Raw genomic sequence first — 15,330 nt, forward strand, 5'->3', positions numbered from 1 at the left:
CCCGACCACCGCCGCAAGCGATTCAACGGTGTCCACTGTGGTCCCCGCCTACTTCTCTGGGTTCAGCTTTCAAACTCAGGCCATGGTACCGAGCACGTCCGGCCACAGCGACCCACCTCGATCGCCAATCGCCGCTCACGTGGGTTTAGGTCAATAACGAGCGTGACAAGCATTCATCAAATCGTTCCCAGTTGGCCCATCCAGGAACGGTAGAACAAGCTTGAGCGCCTTGACCTGGGTAGCAATAGCCGCAGCAACCAGGCGATATGTATGGGCGCTGTCCTTGGCATCTTGCGCAGACCCAAGCCCGGCGGCCCCACAATGGCGACTGCGCGCCACAGATGCTTCACCGCCGCGGCCGACCTGCTACAGGGCAGAGGTATCCCCCGCCGAAGGCAAGCCAGGTAGCTTATCGATCAGTGCGATGACCTGAAAAGTCTCCCCAACTTCACGATGCATCTCAACAACCTCGCTCGTTTCCACGTTGATCGACTTAGCATCGATCAGCCCGTTGGTCCAAACGATCACCTCTGCGATAGTGGAATCCGATTCGAGCACCAACCAGACGGAACCAGGATCACGATCTTCAGGTGATTCAGTTAACTCGGACACGAATCCAGTCGCCGACAATTCCTGGCTCCGATCAGCTAGCCAACGGCGAACAGCGGCGACAAGTTCGACTTTCTCCAGCATATCCTTCACCCGTACTTGCTAGTCACGTGGTTGACATTCAGCGCCTCAGGTAGCTCGTGAATTGGATTACCCTTTCGCTGCGCCATGCGACTGTCGAGCGAAGCACGAAGCGCCTGGCCGAGGCGACCGCCGCCATCCTTGGCGGCCGCCTGACGACGATCCCAGTAGGCCACCGTGTGCACAGCCTCGCCCCGGACCGGTTCGCCAACGAGGTCCTAACCTTCCTGGGCGAGACCGTCCCGCGTGGTGCGGAGTCCTCCTACCGCTGATCCAGCTCGGCGCTCCGGAACCTCGGCGGACCGCTCCACCGGGCATGGTCGAGCAAGAAGATGTTGCGGCTCTGCCACACCCCGGCGTAATTCAGAAGGAACGACGCAAACGACAGCTCCATGAAATCGGAGCGCGCGAGCTGCGGACCAACTGCGACCACCGTCCAGGACCGCGGGCCGGCCGCCCAGGTCTGCCAGCAGAGAAGCCAGTCATCCGGCGTCACTCCCCCACGGAATGACTCCGCCGGCATCCGGGCGAAACCTCACGTACGGCACCGACGGGATCAGCCGGTCCCGGCCAGTCTGCAGAAGATCCCACAGATTCCAGCCGTCCTGGGCTTCCGGGCCGACGATGGTGATGTCACAGAACACGCCAGGACCAAGCGCGTCGTAGAAACGCCGATAGTCCGGCGGGAACTCCACCCCTGAGCGGGCCGCGATCCCCGCCCAGTCTGTGGGGGCGGCCCCGGCGCCGTCTCCGATCACGACCGCCAGCAGCGCTTCAGACTCGTCCGGAAGAACCGGAAAGTCCGCACCGGCCCGGCGGATCTGCTCCTCGCGCCCCTCCGGGCTGAGCGCCCGCGCCCGGGGCGGAAACGGCTTGAACAACGGGCTGGTGGCAAGGTCGCCGCCTGCCAGTTCGGCCAGGCCGAGCGGCGGATCTGCGATGATCTCCAGCAGAAACTCCGACATGCTCTGGCGCCGGAGCTGCCATTCCTCGAAGCCCTTGTCCGCCAAGACCACCGGCCACCGCTCCGGGTCCTCGCCCTCGGTGAGCCAGAAGAAGATCCCGGCCATCGGCGTGGTAGCCCAGGGAAGTAGGCCACCCTCCTCCGGATAGAGCGGGTACGGATAGGTCCCGTCGCCGTCCTCGCGCCACATCCGAAGGTCGTCCAGCCGTGACTCCCAGTCGCCGAGATAATCGTCGCTGCCCGGTTGCAGGACTCGGACAAGCGCCTTGAACTCACCGGGCGGGAACCCGTCCACCACGCGCTTGTAGTCCGCCGGGAGGGTCAGGCCGCCGAGCGACTGCTCGATGCGCGTCCAGTCCCGACCCGGGCCGACGTTCAACGCAACCCCGACCGCCGACGCAAGCGATTCAACGGTGTCCACGTTGGTACCCGCCCGCTTCTCTGGGTTCAGCTTTCAGGCTCGGACATGTTAGCGAGCACGTCCGGCCACAGCGACCCCGCTCGATCGCCGGGAAAGCCAGGCGCACTTAGGTCAATAGCGGGCGTGACAAGCGTTCATCAAATCATTCCCAGTTGGCCCGTCCAGGAGAGGCAGAACAAGCTTGAGCGCCTTGACCTGGGTAGCAATAGCTGCAGCGACCAGGCGAGACGTGCGAGCGCTGCCCTTGACATCTTGCGCAGGTCCAAGCCCGGCGGAAGCGTAGAGACAGGACAGTTCCGCCCGCCGAGTCGCGTCACCAACTCTACGAGTAACGACGGTGATCGCCGACTTTTCATAATTGTCGTAAATGACAAGTATTGAATAGCCTGCCGAATGATATCCGATAAGGCCATCAGAAATATCCGGCCCCGCAAACCCCAAGGCCTCGGAGAGGAACTTATACTGCTCGATTGCTTCAGCATTGAACCGCTCCGCCGGGCCCATCGCCGCATCACGGCCGTCCATGAGTTACCACCCAATGGTCCGCTACTCGAACCTTCAGCAACTACCCTGCAACTGGGACGGGACTGTACCCCAGTCCAACGATCCCGGCCTCATCGAGCGATGATTTGAGGAGATCGCCCAAGAAAATATCGGTATATAAGCCGGGAATCCGAAAGATTCGCGAGCGCATCTCATCATCACAGCCATCTCGAAATGCAGGAAACTCAATTACTCGATACGAGCCATAGTCGGCAACTACCGATGCAGCAACGTCCACCACATCCAGCATCGTCACAACTTGAACGATGTGCAGTTCTTTTTCGCCCAAATATCCTTTACCAAGCAGCCTCGGATCCGATGGCGCGACTTTCGAAAGCACGGACCAGGCCACATCATCACAAACCCAATCACGAATCTCGGGATGCCGGAAGATGTTGGGCTCAGCCCCCAGCCCGCCCGCCTCCCACTCGAATCTCGCAGGCACCACAAACGTCGGATACGGAGATTCCCAGTCGTGCTCTGTCACGTCGACCGGAAAACCCTCCTCCCCTCCGAACAGGAAGCCATATTCGTCAACCAACAACCTCGCCATGAAGGCCATTTCTTTCTCCATCACCGCCTTTGGTCCTGTCCGGTGGCCCCGCAAGGGGCATCCCCTCAAGCGACCGGCACCATTCCCGGCGCCATATGCACGCGGCCTACGACGAGCGGGGAGGCGCCGTCCACGCTTATAGGAACATCCCAGGGTTGGACCGGATATGTGTCACCACCCTTCTTGCTGGATAATTTACTGAAGAACCAAACGTCACAACTTCCCTTCAATGGCAAGCCAAGCCTCAACCTCGCGACGAGTTCCGGGGTCCTTTAAGTGATCGGCTATCCAAGGAAGCGCAGACAGGATCTTTTCAACTCCTCTGAGGTTCCGTGATTCAAAATCGGGCTCCTTCCCGGCAAATTCATACAATATTCCCACCGGGGCGTACGATGATTCGCCTGCGGTCAGGTATTGCTCTCGCCTGACACGCGCTAATTCCAATGCCGCTTCTCGAGAAATCGGCAACCGATCCAATGCCCAGCCGGCTGCACCATCGGGTGAAAGCACGACCGGTAGCTCGCTGTCCCGAATTTCGAGCCGGATTGCTGCCGTCGCAAACCTAAGCGGCGGGTTGGCCGAGTTGGATGTGGCAGCGGGCGGCCATGACGTCGATCTCCGCGCGGTTGAGCCAGTACACCCATTCCGGTTCGGTGATCCCGGGCCGGCGCTGGTCGTAGGCGTCGTCGACGGCGTCCAGGGCGCGGCGGCAGGTGTCCTGGTCGTGGCAGCGGGCGGCGGCCCAGGCCAGGCGTTCCAGCAGCAGCGCCCGTACGACCGGAGTCGCGTCGGTGGCGCCAGCTACAGCGGTTTTGGCGATGAGCAGGCCGTCTTCGCGTTTGCCGACGCAGCACCAGCAGCACCCGAGCCGGCGAAGCCGCGCCGCGCCCGCAAGCCAGCCAAGTAGCCGCAGCAGCCCTCAGCGCCAGCGAAGCCCGCAGCAGCCGATTGGCTAAGAAAAGCTATACAGGATCAAGAAGGCGGCCCGGCCGAAGCCGGGCCGCGCGCACGCGCTACAGGCCTACGGCCCCACGCGCACGCCAAGCAAACGCGGACCGCCAGACCCATGCACGTAGGCCCTTGCAATTACATCGACGATCCTAAATGTCGATGATCATCTGACATCAATCGTGACAGCAACAGGAGTGCACGCCAAGGCACAACCCAGCACGCCGCCAGGGTGCTCGCCGCTACCGCCCCTCGCGGCCTTCACCGTCAGGGCGTTCCTCGCAGCGGCCCGAAATGTGATGGACTTCGATGATCTCCGTCGTCCTCTTCCCAGGCGACATTCGTAGCCAAGATGTAGTCCGGCCCGCCATTGACCAGATATCTCGCGAGCGGTTCACCTGCAGTGACACTCACATCGAGACCTCCGTCCACAAACACTTCTGAAGCTTTCTCGATACTGAGACTCCCATAGCTATCCCGAAGATGGAGCGCTCGAACTCCAAAGAATGCGACATCGATCCGGTTTGGCACCTCACTACCACTGCCGACACAGCGCAGAAGCAGCGTGGAGTGACTTATAGAGTAATCCCATAACCTGAAGGACCTATCCCAAGACTTCATGACCTGCGACAACTCAGCCTCCTGGCATTGGGAAGGACGGCTGCGGGAAGTTTACAACCTTCCCGCCATCATAGAACGTAATGCTGTCCCACGAACGGTTACCGACCCGCACCGCAAGACCAGTCTTGTACATCTCCCACTCAGTCGCATACCAATTATCACCCATTCCACTCCGGTAAGCATTCGTGAACTTTTCGGCCGGAGTCGCACCATGGAAACCATCGAGCCTGACATGCAGGCGAGTATTTGGATCGTTTACAGCTGCCCGCACATCCGCCTGCCATGAAGGTGAATCAAGGTAATGCGTGTATCCGTTTCCGTCGGCAAACTCCCGGAGGCCGTGAGCACGCGTTCCGAGTGCAACATCACCGCAGTTATGTACGAGTACCGGAGTGTTGCCGGCGAGCACATAGTAGGTGTGGATGTCAGCGACGGTCAGATTAAAGCGGTGAGCACGGTGTTGGAAGAGGTGAACGTCCCTGACGACGGCCGTGCTTCCCGTTGTGCTGGCTAGACGATCACCTGGTTGGAGGGCGTCGGCGCGGGTCCATTGCCTGGTCGTCTCGGTCCAGAAGGGGTGATTTTGGGTGGTGTGGATGACGTTCTGGTGGCCGTGCCCGTCGGTAACCGTGACGTCGGCCATGTCCAGGTCGATGTCGTCGTGCCAGGCGGTCACTGGTTTGCCGGTTGTTGTTCCGTCGACCGGGTCGGTAGCGGCAACTTCGTCGCCGAGTTCGAGCTTCTCGATCGGTTTGGTCGTGCCGTCGGCCATGAGCACTGTGGTTCCGGCTGCGAAGCTGCACGGCCCGTGGGCCAACCGCGCCGTCTTACCCTTGGCGGCGGCTCTGGTGAGCATCGCGTCGAGGCCGGGGCCACCCCCGACGGCCATCGAGGCGACGAAGAAGGTCAGGTTCGCGTTGCACTCGGAGGTCCAGCCGTTTTGACAGTCGAAGTCGACGTTGAGGTCGTCGCAGTTGCCGGCTCCGCACTGGACGAAGTCGAGGGCAAAGTTGAGGGCGTTCAAGGGGTTGCCCTGGTCGATGCAGACCTGAACGCCTTGGGCGACGCAGCCTCCCGGCACTATCGAACTGCCGAAGTCGACCGTGTTGGTGCCGAGCGTGCCGAAGTAACGGCCGGTGGCGCTGCGTCTCCCGGTGGCCTTGGCCTTCGTGGCCGAAGCTTTTGTGCCGCCGTAACCGCCTTCGCTTACCGGGTTGTGCTTTTCGCAGGCGTTCGCGCTGCCGCAGCCGCTGTGCGCGCTGGTGTTGACCGTGTCAGTCAGCGCCGCCGCTCCCCCGCCCTTGTCGTCGCGGGCCATCAGGCCGCTGGGATCGCTGGACGAGACGGGGTTGTTGGCGGCGTAGGCGTACGCGTTCCACTGTTGGGGGTCGGCCAGGTCGAGCAGCGGGTCGACGGAGATGAACCGGCCGAGGCCCGCGTCGTACTCGCGGGCGCCCAGGTGGGTCAGGCCGGTGTTGTCATTCGTGCCGCCCACGAAGCCCTTGTCGTTCGGCCACGCCATGGTGGCCCCTCGGGGGCCGCCGAACGGGGTCTGCCGGCGGGTGGTGGCCTGCTGGGTGCCGACGTCCACCGCGATCTGGGCGGTGCCCTGCTGGTCGGAGGAGAGCCAGGTCAGTGCCGTGCCGGTGCGGGAGGCGATCGTGCCACCGGCGAAGGAGTAGTACCGCGTGGCGGTGGTGGTGCCGGTACTGGTGTCGTATCGAATCTCCTGGCCGGGCAGGTACAGGGTGTGGCCGGTCGGGTCGCGGCGGACGAACCGGTTGCCGTCGGCGTCGTAGATGTACGTGGTCAGCCCGGTGTTGTCGGACGACTTCTCCAGAGCGCCGTCGGCGTTCCAGGTCATGGTCTGGGTGCCGGCCGAGGGCGTCGGGCGGGTGAGCATGTTGCCGGAGTCGTCGTAGCTGTAGGTTCCGGTGCTCGCGCCGGACGTCGTCGTCACGGCGTGCGGGCGCACGGTGGTGCTGCTCGACGTCGGATAGTTGTAGTCGGTGGTGCTGTCCCCGCTCGCCGAGTGGGCTACCTGCTTGGTGCGGTTGCCGATGGCGTCGTACTGCCAGCTGTTCCAGTACGCGGCCGGGCCGCCCAGCAACGCGGTCGACGGCGTGGGGGCACAGTCGCCACCGGCCGGGGTCCACGCCTCGGTGAGCCGGGCGAGGTGGTCGTACGTGAAGCACTGGGTGTCGTCCGCCGGGTCCGACGCGACATCGGTGATCTTGGTGATGTTGCCGGCCGGGTTGTAGGTGAACCTGGTGTCGGTAAGGCTGTTGGGGGTGACCGTGTCCCGGTCGGTGCGGATGGCGGTGAGCCGGCCGGTGTCCACCTCGCGGGAGTACGCGGTGTAGACGTGTCCGCCGCTGCCGAAGTAACGGTCGATCTGGTCGATCTCGCCGAGCGCGTTGTAGACGGTGCCCCCGATGTAGGACCGGGCTTCCGGTCCGTACTTCGTGTCCAGGGTGATCGGCGCGCCGAGGTCGTTGTAGCCGTAGGTGAGGGTCTCGTCCGGAAGATCGGTGTCCGCGCCGGGCAGGTCGGTCGATTTGATCGAGCCGTCGAGGTTGTAGGTGTTGGTGTAGACGTAGGTGCCCGCCAGGCCGGTCTCGGCGGTCTGCGGGGTGGGCGCCGCGCCGTGGTACTGACGCAGTTCGACGGTTCGGCCGCGGGCGTCCGTGACGGTGGAGGCCGCCGTCCCGCCCGCCGGTGGTGTGACGTCGATCCGGTCGACGCGTGACCGACCGGACAGCAACCATCAACATCAAAACTCCCGAGCCGTAGGCTCGCCCCGCTGGGAATTTATACATAGAAGATCTTTGAAGTAAACCGAGAGTCCTCGGCCAACTGCGGACCGGAATCAGCCACGCAACCCGCGAATCCGCTGGCCACCGCGGAGATCCAGCGGGCCCGCAACCAGCCGGCTATGACGCATATCACTCAGGATCTGTCCAGAAAGGACGGAGTCAGGCGGCGGAGCGCTGCTTGGCGGCGGCCGGGCGGTAAGTCGCGATCGCCTCTGGAGGCATGGGGCGGGCGTAGTAATAACCCTGGGCGTATCGATAGCCCAGCCGATACAGCTCGGCCGCCTGGTCGGCGGTCTCCACGCCCTCGGCGACCGCGCGCAGGTTCATGCCGTCGCAGATGCGGATCAACGCCGCCGCTACCACCGCCTCGTGGCCTCCGGTCACGATGTCGTCCACGAAGGACTTGTCTACCTTCAGGATGTCGGCGGGGCAGGTGCGCAGCAGGCCCAGTGACGAGTGGCCCGTACCGAAGTCGTCCAGGGCGATCTTCACGCCCAGCGCGGCGATCGCGCGCAGCTCCTCCAGGGCCGTGCCGCCGTCGAAGACGGCCGTTTCGGTTACCTCGACCGTGAGCACGTGCGGGGCTAGGCCGGTGCGGCGCAGGACCGCGTCCACGTCGGCCGCGAAGCCGGCCTCCCGCAACTGACGGGCCGACACGTTGACGGTGACCGTGCGCGGGGCCCCCTCGCCCAGCTCGTCGCACCAGCGCACCGCCTGCTCGCACGCCTCCTCCAGGATCCACGCGCCCAGCGGGACGATCAGGCCGGTGCGTTCGGCGGCGGGGATGAAGACGGCCGGGCCGACCGGGCCGCGTTCCGGATGGGTCCAGCGCACCAGCGCCTCCACCCCGAACAGCTCGCCGCCGGGCATCGACACGATCGGCTGGTAGTGCAGGTACAGCTGGTCGGTATCCAGGGCGATGCGCAGGTCGGCGGCCAGGCGGGCCAAATCGGCGGTGCGCTGGTCCATCACCGGGTCGTAGCCGACCTGGCGGCCCTTGCCCTGGCCTTTCGCCTCGTACATCGCCACGTCGGCCCGGCGCAGCAGCTCCTGGGCGGTGTCGCCGCATTGGGCCGGAGCCAGGCCGATGCTGGCCTCCACCACCAGCTCGTAGCCGCCGGCATGAACCGGACGGCGCAGCTGGGCGGTCACCTCGGCCAGGGTGGCGGCGGCGTCGCCGGGCAGCAGCATCGCGTACTCGTCGCCGCCCAGCCGGGCGACCACGCCGCCGGCCGGGACCGCGGCGGCAATGCGTTCGGAGACCGCGATGAGCAGCGCGTCGCCGACGGCGTGCCCCAGGTCGTCGTTGATGGCCTTGAAGTCGTCCAGGTCGATCAGGGCCACGCTGAGCGACGACGGCTCGCCGGCCAGCGCGGCGGTGATCGCGCGGACCAGCACGGTGCGGTTGGCCAGGCCGGTCAGCGCGTCGTGGTCGGCCTGGTAGGCCAGTTCGCGCTGGCGGGCGTCCAGGTCGTCGAGCAGGCGGGAGTTGTCGCGCAGCGCGACCAGCTGCCGGGCGGCGACCAGCACGGTGACGGTCACCGAGCCGGCCGCGATCATCTCCAGGTCGGTGGACTTCGAGCGGGCGCCGGACATCAGCAGGATGCCGGTGGCCAGGACCGCGGCGTACGGCATGAAACTCAGCCGGCGCGGCACCGGCCGCGGCAGCGGGCGACCGGCCCGGGTGGCCCGGGTCTGCCGGTCGGCGGCCAGGCAGGTCAGCATGCAGGTGGCCGGCAGGATGACCCAGGCCGAGTTCAAGTACGAGTGGGTGGCCAGCAGCGGGGCCAGCGCTCCCCCGCCGGCGCCGACCGCGCCGGTCAGGGCCAGGATGTGCAGGGCCCGCCGGTCGATCGGGCCGGTGCCGGTGAAGGCGACCTTGACGAACGCGAAGGCGCAGATGAAACCGGCCGCGAGCACCACGATGAAGGAGACCGCTGCCGTCGTGCTGTCGCCCAGCCAGCTGTGCCAGCGCGGATAGAACACGTGCCAGGAGAACGTCACCACGGTGACGATCACGGTGGCGATGTCCAGCCCGAACCGGGTCCACTCGATCCGGGTCCGGCGCGACCCGCGGATGCGCATCAGCCCCAGCAGCATCGCGATCAGCCCGGACACGTAGACCACCGAGGTGAACACGCTGATCGGCTGGGACACCTCGGTGTCCCGGAAATAGTCGTTCGCGGCGGAGGCGGCACCCAGGCCGACCAGCACGAGGCCGACCGACATGTACCGCCAGAATGTGCGGCCGCGCCGGCCGGCCCGCCACGAGGTCACCGCGGCCAGCGGCACCGCGATGAACAGGGTGAACCAGCCGGGCTCGGACGGGATGCGGTGGAACATGCCGATCGAGAACCAGACCACCGCGACGGCGGCGAGGCCGATGGACGTGGCGAGCGTGCGCGTCAACCGCCACGGTGGCACTGTCGTCGCAGCCTGCACGATGATCCCATCGGCAGGTCACGCCACGGAGTGAGCCTTAGCGGCGGCAAGGGCCGGGGCCAGCGGTGCCAGCGCGGCCCGGATCAACTCCGGCAGGCCGCCGGAGACCATGACCAAGCCGGGTACGCCGGCCGGCTGCACCCATCGCCGCAGAGCGACCCGGGCCGCGGCGGCGACCGCGGCGGCCAGCACCTCGGCCGTGCGGGGGTCGGCGCCCCGGGCGGTGATCGCGGCGGCGACCGGCCCCTCGATGCCGGTGACGGCCTCGGCGTAGCAGGCCCGCAGCGCCGGGTTGGTGACGATGATCAGCATCGCCTCGCCCGGGTCGGTGTAATAGCCCACCACCGCGTCGATGATCCCGTCGGCCAGCGGGACGCCGGGCGGGATCTCGGGCGCGCGGGCGGCGGTCAGCGCGGCGACGATCGCGTGTTCGCGACTCGGGAAGTAGTTGTTGTAGGTGCGCGGCGAGACGCCGACGGCCTCAGCGATCTCCTCCACCCGTACGTTCTCCGGGCCCTTGCGCAGCGCCAACCGCAACGCCGCCTCCTGCAGGGCCACCCGGGTGGCCTGCTTTTTCCGTTCGCGCAACGACTCCACGGCCAAATCCTACGCGCACGCAAAGTTGCGTGCACGCAACTTTAGGCCCTAAGTTCAACGGCATGAGAGCAATGGGCATGACGTACGACGTGGGATTCGTACGCGACGGGGCGAACTCGATCCCGCACCTCGACCTGGAACTGGTCCGCCGCGAGCTGGCGATCATCCGGGACGACCTGCACTGCACGGCCGTCCAGATCGTCGGCGGCGACCCGGAACGCCTGGAAGCGGTGGCCCGGATCGCCACCGGCCTGGGATTGGAGGTCTGGTTCACGCCGTACCCTCTGGATCTTGCTCCTGACCAGATCGAGGCGCTGTTCCTGGAATGCGCCCGGCGGGCGGCGCGGGTCCAAGGCCAGGTTGTCTTCGTGGCCGGGGTGGAGTTGAGCATCATGAACCGCGGCTTCATCGACGGCGATCGGCTCGAACAGCGGCTCGAGCACCTGTTCGGCGACGCGCAGCGCATCGCCGAGGCCCAGGACCGGCTCGGCCGTTTCTTCCGCACGGTCGTGCCGGCGATCCGCGAGGTGTTCGGCGGCCGGGTCACCTATTCGGCCATCCAGTTCGAGGGCGTCGACTGGTCGCTGTTCGACTTCGTGACGTTCGAGCTGATCCGCTCGGCCGAGGTGGCCCACCTCTTCCGCGGCGCCGTGCGCACCCTCGTCGCGCAGCCCAAGCCGGTCGCCATCACCGGTTTCGGCACGGCGACCTGGCGCGGCGCCGGCGACGTCGCACCGCGCAGCATGGCGATCCTGCAGGACGGCCCGCCGCTGCGGCTGGACGGCGTCTACGAGCGGGACGAGGCCGGCCAGGCCGCGTACCTGGACGAGCTCCTGGAGATCTTCGACAGCGAGGGCGTGGACAGCGCTTTCGTGCACCTGTTCGCCCTGCACAACCTGCCGCACCGCCCGGACGGCGACCCCCGAGACGACCTGGACCTGGCCAGCCTGGGCATCGTGAAGGTCCTCGAAAACGGCACCGGCAACACCTACCCGGGCCTGCCCTGGGAGCCGAAGGCCGCGTTCGCGGCGGTAGCGGCCCGCTACGCCTGAGCCGACGGTCCGGTCAAACCTCGGTCCACGCGACGCTGTCCGGCCGAACTCCGGTCGCAACGAAATTGCAGACCGCGTCCATCGCATCGCTCATGGGTATTTCCTGCCAGCTCGGGAATTCGGTCGCCGAACCGAAATAGTCAAACCTGACCACCCCGTCCCCGGCCGCTGGGGAGCGGCCCTCGCTGGCGAGGTACGGCGGCTTCTTGGAGGCGGACACAAAGTTGAGCACCGATTTTACTCTACCGAGAGCGATGCCCAGCGAGTCACCATTCTCGATGACCACCTCGGCGATAAACGGGAATGCAACAGCCGATCGGTCCAACTCCACCAACACACTTCTAACGCTGGCGGCCGTCACGAACGCCGACTCGCCGGCGCCGCCGCCCCACACTATCTCCGTCAAGGCCGAGCCCTTCGGTCACTTGATGTTTCCGCGGACCGGAAGTCTTCGACAATTTCGAGGTATTCCGGATCGCCTTGGCGCCCAGCTGCCTGCAACAGATCGGCGAGGCAATCGCTTTCACCGAGATGCTCAAGCAACTCCGCTAGACGACGGCAGTCCTCCGCATCGGCATTGAGCGACCGCTCAGCTGAAGCCTTCTTGATCAGCGGCGAGATCGCCTCGGGCCGCCCGGCCGCGATAGCGCGCCTTGCGGCCAGCGCCCAACCGGGAGCCATCGCATTGTCAATCAGAACATCAAGCAGTTCCGGAACATCATCCGGCAGAGTCTCCAAGAAGGAGAGAGCGGCACCACGTTCCCAACTGGACCCACGCAAGGCACCGGCCAAGATCTCCGGACGTGATTGTGCGTGCCGATGGAACTCCGCGCGGGCTCGCGCGAGCTGCTGTTGGGCTGCAACGACAGCAGCCCAAAGCTCTTGATCAACCTCGTCGGCCATCGCAAGGTCCTATCGCTTCGGCTTGGCGCCGACATTCTGCCAGTCCGAGGCGCGCCGGTGGGGCCGGTCAGGTCGCTGGGCGGAAGCTGTCGAAGACCAGGGTCAGGTCTGGCTGGGCGGCCTTCCAGCCGGCATCCGTGGTCTGCCAGTAGAAGCCGTACGCCTGGTGCTTTGAGGTCACTACGCCTCGGTTGTTCACGTGCTGGCGTACGCCGGAGCGGTTGAAGGTGAATTCCCAGTCGGCGGCCTTCAGGAAGTACTTCACCTCGCGGATGTGGATCTCGCGGTAACCGGGGAAGTCGCCGTTGGATTTGCGGTAGTTGGCCTTGCCTCGCCAGTCGGCTACCGGGTCCCACTGCGGTTTGTCGGTCTGGTCGATGCCCAGGACCCGGCCGGGGGCGCGGAAGTAGACGATGCTGCCCTCCTTGGACCGGGTCCAGCCCTTGGGGACGTAGACCGAGAAGCCGGTGGGGTCGTGGTAGTCGGTCCAGCCAGCCGGGAGAGCGGGCCGGTCAGTCGTCGCGGCGGCGGACGAGACCGCGGCGGACGGTGTCGGCGAGGCGGGCACGGAAGCGGACGGCTGCGACGGGGAGGGCGCCACCGAAGAGGGCGACAACCCGGCGGGGGAATTGCCGGAATCTGGCCGCAGCGTCAGCCAGGCGGCTCCGGCACCGAGAAGAAGGACGAGCACGGCCACGGCTGCGGCGATCGCGGGGCGATTGCTCCGAGGTGTCGCGGAGGACGGCTCTAATGCCTCGTACAGCCGCCTCTTGGTTTCTTCCGCATCTATGCGTTCGCCGGGCGACCTGCGCAACAGACCGTCCAGGACCGGCCGCAGTTCGAAGGCCTGGGTCGCCGCCGCCGGCTCCTCCACCGCGATCGCGGTGATCGTCTCCATGACCGACGGGCGCTGGTACGGCGCGTGGCCCTCCACCGCCGCGTAGAGCGTCGCGCCCAGCGACCACAGGTCGCCGGCCGGCGTGGTGTCGCCGTCGCGCACCCGTTCCGGGGCCATGTACTGCGGTGACCCGAAGACCAGGCCGGAGCTGGTGTTGAGGCTCTCGCCGTCGACCGCGGCCACGCCGAAGTCGGTGAGCACCACCCGGCCGTCGGTGGCGAGCAGGACGTTGGCCGGCTTGACGTCGCGATGCCGTACGCCCGCCGCGTGCGCGGTCCGCAGCGCCGCCAGCACCGCCAGCCCGATCTCGGCGACCCGCTGCGGCGGCAGCGGGCCGTCGGCGTCGATGACCTCCTGCAGCGAGCGGGACGGCACGTACTCCATCACGATCCAGGCCCGGCCCTCCGACTCGAAGGTGTCGTAGATCCGGGCCACGGCCGGATGGGCCAGCCGGGCGGCGGCCCGGCCCTCGCGCAGCATGTGCTTGCGCAGCGCCTCGCCGTCGGCGCCGACGATCTCGTCCGGCAGCAGGATCTCCTTGAGCGCCACGTCGCGGTCGAGGAGCTCGTCGCGGGCCTGCCAGACGCGGCCCATGCCGCCCGCGCCCAGGGTCCGGCCGAGGCGGTACCGCTCATGCACATAGACCGGGGCCACAGTCACGTACGGCGATGTACCCGGCCGGGGCGGAATTCACGCGTCAGCGTCGCTGCCGTGCCATCCACTGCCAGAAGTTCTGGTCGTTGCGGGCCACGTAGATCCATGACCAGTGGCCGGGGAACCGGTAACCGTTCCAGGTGACGGTGTCGTAGAGGGTCATCCGGGAACGCGGGATCAGGTCGTGGGCGTGCACGGTGTTCGCGACCGGATCGACCGTGGTGTCGTCCCGGGACGCGACCAGCCAGCTCGGGGTGCGGATCTCGGCCAGCTCCGTGTCGGAGACCAGCGCGGTCACCACGCCGCAGATCGGCACCGAGGCGGCGAACAACCGGGGATAGGTCACGGTCATCTTCATGCTCATGTAGCCGCCGTTGCTGCACCCGGCCACGTAGATCCGGTCACGGTCGACGTCGTTCCGGCGCGCCACGTCCTCGACGATCTCGCGGATGAGGGGCGCGAACCGGGGGCCGTCCTGGATCCAGTACGACGTGCTCTGCGGAACCACGACGTGGGCGCCGCCGAAGATTTTCTGCGCCTCTCGGGTGGCGAAGCCGAGCGCTCCGCGGTTGGCCCGCAGCGTGGTCTCGTTGTCGTAGTAGTCGTCCGGCAGGGACGCGCCCTCGCCGCCGCCGTGCAGCCAGACGATCAGCGGCCGCCTGCGGGCGTGCCCGGGCGAGTACAGCCGGTACTTCAGGCCCGAGGCCGAGGCGTGGTAACCGAACGCGTCGACCTCGGGGTTCACCAGCCCGCCCTGCAAGAAACGCGTATTCGAGGCGGCATGGGTGATCGTGTAGACGAGGTTGAGCCGGACGTTGCGGCCCCGGCTGACGATGTAACCGAGGGTGCCGCCGCCGAGCTGCCCTTCGGCGTAACTGAGGTCGAGCACGATGTTGCCGCGGCGGGCGCGGCGGGCGGCGGTGACCGGGCGGTCCAGGTCGTACTCGCTGAAGATCTGGTCGCCCGGCGCGAGCGGGATCGGGCTGGTGGCCGTGGCGTGGACGCGGAAGGCCGCCGGATCGAGTGGACCGAGCCGGCCGGCGTGCAGGGTGAGCGAGGTGACCTGCTCGCCCCCGTCGAGGGTCTCGGCGTTGAGGGTGAAACCCACGGCCGGGCGGGTGCGTGCGGCGCCGAGGGGCAGGGCCAGCCCGGCGGCGGCGGTCAGAACGGTACGACGACTGATGGGCATGGCCGGGTCAACTCCCGAGCGGTAGCGAGGTCCGTCGAT

Annotated in this window: 12 protein-coding genes and 2 pseudogenes; 1 reads left to right on the forward strand and 13 read right to left on the reverse strand. The window is 66.5% G+C overall.

Going from position 1 to position 15,330, the window contains the following annotated elements; genetic code table 11:
- Positions 1 to 366 precede the first annotated feature (366 nt).
- From Ate02nite_RS33465 to Ate02nite_RS33505, 9 genes and pseudogenes are all read right to left on the reverse strand, one after another.
- Positions 367 to 693, reverse strand: coding sequence for an immunity protein TriTu family protein (locus Ate02nite_RS33465; protein ID WP_438871283.1), 327 nt, complete (start codon positions 691 to 693; stop codon positions 367 to 369).
- 259 nt (positions 694 to 952) lie between these two features.
- Positions 953 to 1,186, reverse strand: a complete 234-nt coding sequence (locus Ate02nite_RS33470; RefSeq protein WP_203811867.1) for a hypothetical protein — start codon at positions 1,184 to 1,186, stop codon at positions 953 to 955.
- The gene (locus Ate02nite_RS33475) at positions 1,173 to 2,075 is read right to left on the reverse strand and encodes an SMI1/KNR4 family protein (RefSeq protein WP_203811868.1); all 903 of its coding nucleotides are present in this window, start codon (positions 2,073 to 2,075) and stop codon (positions 1,173 to 1,175) included. The genes Ate02nite_RS33470 and Ate02nite_RS33475 overlap by 14 nt, the downstream gene beginning before the upstream one ends.
- Before the next feature lie 111 nt (positions 2,076 to 2,186).
- The gene (locus Ate02nite_RS33480; protein ID WP_203811869.1) at positions 2,187 to 2,600 is read right to left on the reverse strand and encodes a hypothetical protein; all 414 of its coding nucleotides are present in this window, start codon (positions 2,598 to 2,600) and stop codon (positions 2,187 to 2,189) included.
- Between the two features lie 40 nt (positions 2,601 to 2,640).
- Positions 2,641 to 3,195: a hypothetical protein gene (locus tag Ate02nite_RS33485; protein ID WP_203811870.1), complete on the reverse strand. Its 555-nt coding sequence runs from the start codon at positions 3,193 to 3,195 to the stop codon at positions 2,641 to 2,643.
- 541 nt (positions 3,196 to 3,736) lie between these two features.
- Positions 3,737 to 4,060: pseudogene (locus tag Ate02nite_RS49130) on the reverse strand (transcriptional regulator); the annotation flags it as partial.
- A 693-nt stretch (positions 4,061 to 4,753) separates the two neighbouring features.
- Positions 4,754 to 7,504 (reverse strand): annotated as a pseudogene (locus Ate02nite_RS33495) (polymorphic toxin-type HINT domain-containing protein); the annotation flags it as partial.
- Between the two features lie 211 nt (positions 7,505 to 7,715).
- Positions 7,716 to 9,965 (reverse strand): putative bifunctional diguanylate cyclase/phosphodiesterase, encoded by a 2,250-nt coding sequence (locus Ate02nite_RS33500; protein ID WP_203811873.1) that lies wholly within the window; start codon positions 9,963 to 9,965, stop codon positions 7,716 to 7,718.
- Positions 9,966 to 10,016: 51 nt separating this feature from the next.
- Positions 10,017 to 10,595 carry a TetR/AcrR family transcriptional regulator gene (locus Ate02nite_RS33505; protein WP_239147902.1) on the reverse strand — a complete coding sequence of 193 codons (579 nt, stop codon included), beginning with the start codon at positions 10,593 to 10,595 and terminating at the stop codon, positions 10,017 to 10,019.
- Positions 10,596 to 10,657: 62 nt separating this feature from the next.
- On the opposite strand from Ate02nite_RS33505, the gene Ate02nite_RS33510 reads away from it, so the two are divergent.
- Positions 10,658 to 11,647, forward strand: coding sequence for a glycoside hydrolase family 113 protein (locus Ate02nite_RS33510; RefSeq protein ID WP_203811874.1), 990 nt, complete (start codon positions 10,658 to 10,660; stop codon positions 11,645 to 11,647).
- 13 nt (positions 11,648 to 11,660) lie between these two features.
- Here Ate02nite_RS33510 and Ate02nite_RS33515 read toward each other — a convergent pair whose 3' ends face one another.
- The 4 genes from Ate02nite_RS33515 to Ate02nite_RS33530 form a co-directional block, all read right to left on the reverse strand.
- Positions 11,661 to 12,053 carry an Imm1 family immunity protein gene (locus tag Ate02nite_RS33515; protein WP_203811875.1) on the reverse strand — a complete coding sequence of 131 codons (393 nt, stop codon included), beginning with the start codon at positions 12,051 to 12,053 and terminating at the stop codon, positions 11,661 to 11,663.
- Positions 12,050 to 12,550, reverse strand: coding sequence for a hypothetical protein (locus Ate02nite_RS33520; RefSeq protein WP_203811876.1), 501 nt, complete (start codon positions 12,548 to 12,550; stop codon positions 12,050 to 12,052). Before Ate02nite_RS33520 ends, Ate02nite_RS33515 begins: the two co-directional genes overlap by 4 nt.
- A gap of 67 nt (positions 12,551 to 12,617) precedes the next feature.
- Positions 12,618 to 14,108 carry a serine/threonine-protein kinase gene (locus tag Ate02nite_RS33525; RefSeq protein ID WP_203811877.1) on the reverse strand — a complete coding sequence of 497 codons (1,491 nt, stop codon included), beginning with the start codon at positions 14,106 to 14,108 and terminating at the stop codon, positions 12,618 to 12,620.
- Positions 14,109 to 14,145: 37 nt separating this feature from the next.
- The gene (locus tag Ate02nite_RS33530) at positions 14,146 to 15,291 is read right to left on the reverse strand and encodes a carboxylesterase family protein (RefSeq protein WP_203811878.1); all 1,146 of its coding nucleotides are present in this window, start codon (positions 15,289 to 15,291) and stop codon (positions 14,146 to 14,148) included.
- Positions 15,292 to 15,330 lie beyond the last annotated feature (39 nt).

The organism is Paractinoplanes tereljensis (assembly GCF_016862435.1).
GTDB lineage: Bacteria > Actinomycetota > Actinomycetes > Mycobacteriales > Micromonosporaceae > Actinoplanes > Actinoplanes tereljensis.

Excerpts from the sequence above, each read along its gene's own strand:
- Ate02nite_RS33465 (WP_438871283.1), bottom strand. The coding sequence starts at position 693 with ATGCTGGAGAAAGTCGAACTTGTCGCCGCTGTTCGCCGTTGGCTAGCT.
- Ate02nite_RS33480 (WP_203811869.1), bottom strand. The coding sequence starts at position 2,600 with ATGGACGGCCGTGATGCGGCGATGGGCCCGGCGGAGCGGTTCAATGCT.
- Ate02nite_RS33510 (WP_203811874.1), top strand. The coding sequence starts at position 10,658 with ATGAGAGCAATGGGCATGACGTACGACGTGGGATTCGTACGCGACGGG.
- Ate02nite_RS33520 (WP_203811876.1), bottom strand. The coding sequence starts at position 12,550 with ATGGCCGACGAGGTTGATCAAGAGCTTTGGGCTGCTGTCGTTGCAGCC.
- Ate02nite_RS33530 (WP_203811878.1), bottom strand. The coding sequence starts at position 15,291 with ATGCCCATCAGTCGTCGTACCGTTCTGACCGCCGCCGCCGGGCTGGCC.